The organism is Formosimonas limnophila (genome assembly GCF_014652675.1).
GTDB classification, from domain to species: Bacteria; Pseudomonadota; Gammaproteobacteria; order Burkholderiales; family Burkholderiaceae; genus Hydromonas; species Hydromonas limnophila.
The window spans coordinates 1-3,725 of record NZ_BMZG01000021.1 but is presented as its reverse complement, the minus strand read 5'-3'; the positions used below and the strand labels follow the sequence as shown (position 1 = coordinate 3,725).

Annotated in this window: 1 protein-coding gene; it reads right to left on the bottom strand. The window is 43.1% G+C overall.

Going from position 1 to position 3,725, the window contains the following annotated elements; genetic code table 11:
* Window positions 1-3,597 (bottom strand): isopeptide-forming domain-containing fimbrial protein (locus IE082_RS10890; protein WP_189493939.1); only part of this gene is annotated, 3,597 nt, incomplete at its 3' end.
* Between the last annotated feature and the right edge of the window lie 128 nt (window positions 3,598-3,725).

Below are 3,725 nucleotides of genomic sequence, written 5' to 3'. Positions count from 1 at the left end.
ATACTCACCCTGGACTGTACCCGTAGGCAAACTACACGTAATTTCTTGCCCTGCTTGCGTACAGCCATTAGGCACAGCATTAACCGTCAATCCAGGATCTAAAGTATCTTTAAGGTTAATGCTAGTTTGAGTCGGATTACCAGTAACTTTTGTTTTAAGCGTATATTCAATCACCTGACCTGGGTCAACAGTCGTCCCTGCTGCAGGTAATGCAGTTTTAGTGGTATCAACAATTGGATCTGCTATCTCACCAAAGTCATAATTAATAGCAATACCATTAACAGGCAAGACCACGCCAGTAATTGAACGACCTGAAGCAGTACCTGACGTAGTGCCGTTGACAGTACCTAGATGCGTTGTGAATATTTTAGTTGATAAACTTGCTAAAGGTTGCTCAGTAATATTCCACGTACCCGACAAAACACCTTGGAAATTTGCAATAGGTGTACCAGTGCCTGTAGCATTGCCAAAAACGGTTGCCCCAGGAGCAAAAGAGTAACCACCATTAGCATCAACCACCATACTAAAGACAGTTCCTTGAACGCCAGTCAAACATGCCCCTGAAACACACTCAATTTTAACCACTGTTGATGTCAAACCTAAATCACCAGCGTTGTATGAATTGTTCATGTCAACATCTAAATAAACACGGCCTCTAATAGTTCCAGGATCCAGACCTTGCACAGTAACAGCTGAACCTGAACGAATCACTTGCGCACTTAATGGGTCACCATTAAACAAGTCTGTACGAGCCCATACTGAGTTAACTAAAGATGATGATGAGTTAATGGTAGGTGCTTGTAAGAAAATCGTACCCGTACCTGAGTTACCAATCAACATTGGATTTTCTGTAACAAAACGAATAGCCGTAACACCATCTGGCAAAGAGCCACCTGGAGTATAAATAATCCAATTGATTCCGACACTACCGTTTTCTTGGCCTGGCACTTTGACCGAGTTTTGGATGTTTAAAGCGTTATCAGTTGAATACTGAATCGCAACACCACCCATTGTCGGTGAACTCATTGCCGCAGACAAACTGGTCACTTTAAACTTGCCAGAACCAAGGCCTGTCGTACCATTATCGTCACCATCAAAAGGCAATACATCGACAAAATAACCTTGGCCTGAGTCTCGAGAACCTCCATTACCAAAATTAATCGTATAACCAAAAGTTTCATTAGGCCCGACTTTTCCTCCTGTCACACCGACTGTGCTTTTACTGGCCGTAAAAGAAGAAGCACCATTTACAACCAAATTCAAGATCTCTGTACGATCTTCACTCAAACTACCGAAATTAACGACAGCAGCAGTAAGATCATTGCTTGCAGATATGACAGAGGTAACCGTTTTAGTTGAGGCTGACGCATTGCTAACAGCCAAAACGTTAAACACCAAGGGGGTTAATTCGGTTAAGTGACCACCGTATGGTGATGTAGGAGAACCGCCAGGTGCAACAACATCACCAAGGGAAACCGTCAAGACTCCAGCCGCTCCATCATCTGCGGTGCAGGGAATGCCATCCGCCCCATAATTGCCAGGAGCAAAGGTAACGCCCGCAGGTAAGCTTGCTGTAACAGGAATAGTACAGTTATCAGGAAAAGAGGTGGTGATAGAAACATTTTTGGCGGTTAAGTCAATACCCGCTGTAGCGGCTCCGATTAGCTGCGGCGTAATTGTCACTGGAACCGTAGTACCTGGTGTAACAGGGCCAGAAACAGATATTTTGTGACGTACTTTAATTGATTGCGTCGTAAATCGCCCGCCTCTTTGCATCGCTCCAGCAGCACCCGCATATGTAGAGTTGGCAAATTGATTGGTATTGGTACTATCATCGGTGTAGCTCGTATGCCAAAACCACGGAACAACCGTTTGATCGGCTAAAGCCAATGAAGCAGCCGTTGTTGTTCTTGCAAACGGAACTCCAAAAACCATGCCATTGCCTGGTATCAGCTTATTACCATTGGCATATTTAAAACGAACCGCAGTCACTGAAGATTGACCGCCAGCAAAAGAACCGGGATTAGAAGACCAATCTGAACTACCGTCACCAGCCATGCCACAATTAGCTGCCCGTCGTTCATTATCAGACGCAAAACTCTTGGCCGAATACTCAACAACCAAGTCAGCACCAGTCACAGGCGTTGTAGCAGAATTAATTTGAGTATAAGTGTTAGCAAAATTGACATAAGGAGTACCATTAAGAGTCATAAGCTCATTATTAAATACAACGCAAATGCCTGCATTCGAAATAGTACTGACTCCAGAGTCTTTCATACTAAACCCAGAAATCGACCAAAAGCTTTGTGACGGCACAACCGTTTCACTGGTAGGATTCAGAAAATTGTTCAAAAAACTGTCATCACCGTAAATTAAATCAGCAGTATTAGGTAACTCAACCAATGCTGAAGTAACCGGATACAGAATATTAGGGTTTGGAGTTGACCTGTCAATTTGCTGACCATTACAAGCATATGATGTAGCAATAATAGTCGTTGTGCTACATGAAAAACTCGGATCCATATTATTAGAAAAGCCCGAACCAAAATTTGACTGTCCTGATATGCTATTTGGGTCAAATTTTGAATATTGATTATGCGCAATCGATTTTTGTCCAGGAGGGAAATTAGGGTCATTCGGCACAAAAATCCGTAACTCTTTAAATAATGCAACATTCGTCTGAGGGATTAACGCTGGATAATGAACAACACTATCTTTTGTTTGATGAAAATCAAGTTGAGGGATAATAGTCACAGTAACTGGAGTCCCTGGTCCACCCGGTTGACTACACGACACAGTCCCTGTACATGACGTTGGATCCATCACTGAGCCTGGCTGCATCGAAAGCTCAAACGTAGAACCAGCAGCTATTGACTCAGCACCTCGAATATCAGCAGTTTTTGGAATACCAATAGCAAACTCTGTTCGCAACATCTGACCCGCAACACCGTTAAATATAGTTGGAGCTGCAACAGCATTATTATTAAGTACTTGAAACACTGCCTTAGGTGCTGCAGAAACAGTGACTGAAGGTCCAGAAACTGGCGTTGCACCATCAACAGAAACTGTAGGCGTAATAACAGAACCATTAGCTAAAGTGTTTGCTACCAAAGTGACAGCAAATGTCTCTACCCCGACTACAGGAATGCGATTACAGGTCAATGTATTTCCTGAAAGTACTCCTCCACCAGGTCCATTACACACAGAAGCTGCTGCTGACGTTAAATCCCAAGCTGCACCAACAGGTAAAGTCAAAACAAATTTCGCATTGGTCGCAGAACTTGCTGAGTATGAAACTCTATATGTGATTTTGTCTAAGGATCGAGCAATACCGTTGTTTGCAGAGTTATCAAGCCCAGCACCACTAGTTGCATCAAATGGCGCAGTACCATCTGAAATAACCGACATAGTCAATGAGCTCACAGCAGCATTTGCACCAACCGCAGAGAACCCCAAAGCAGCAACAAGTGCCAACTTAGCAGCAACTCCTGCTTTCCACCAAGTTTTTGTTAATAATTTTTTCACAACCGTTTCAACTTTCATCCACTCACGTACGTCAAACAACTCACTCATTCTCTTTTTACCGACATTCAACATGGTTTAGAACCTTCCTAAAATGTTGATAAACCAGCCTTTGTGATCGTAGTCCAAATCAGTCAAGTCACTGCTGTAGTCTGTGAAGTTATAACCAAGTCCTACCTTCATGTACTTATTCACATCTTTGT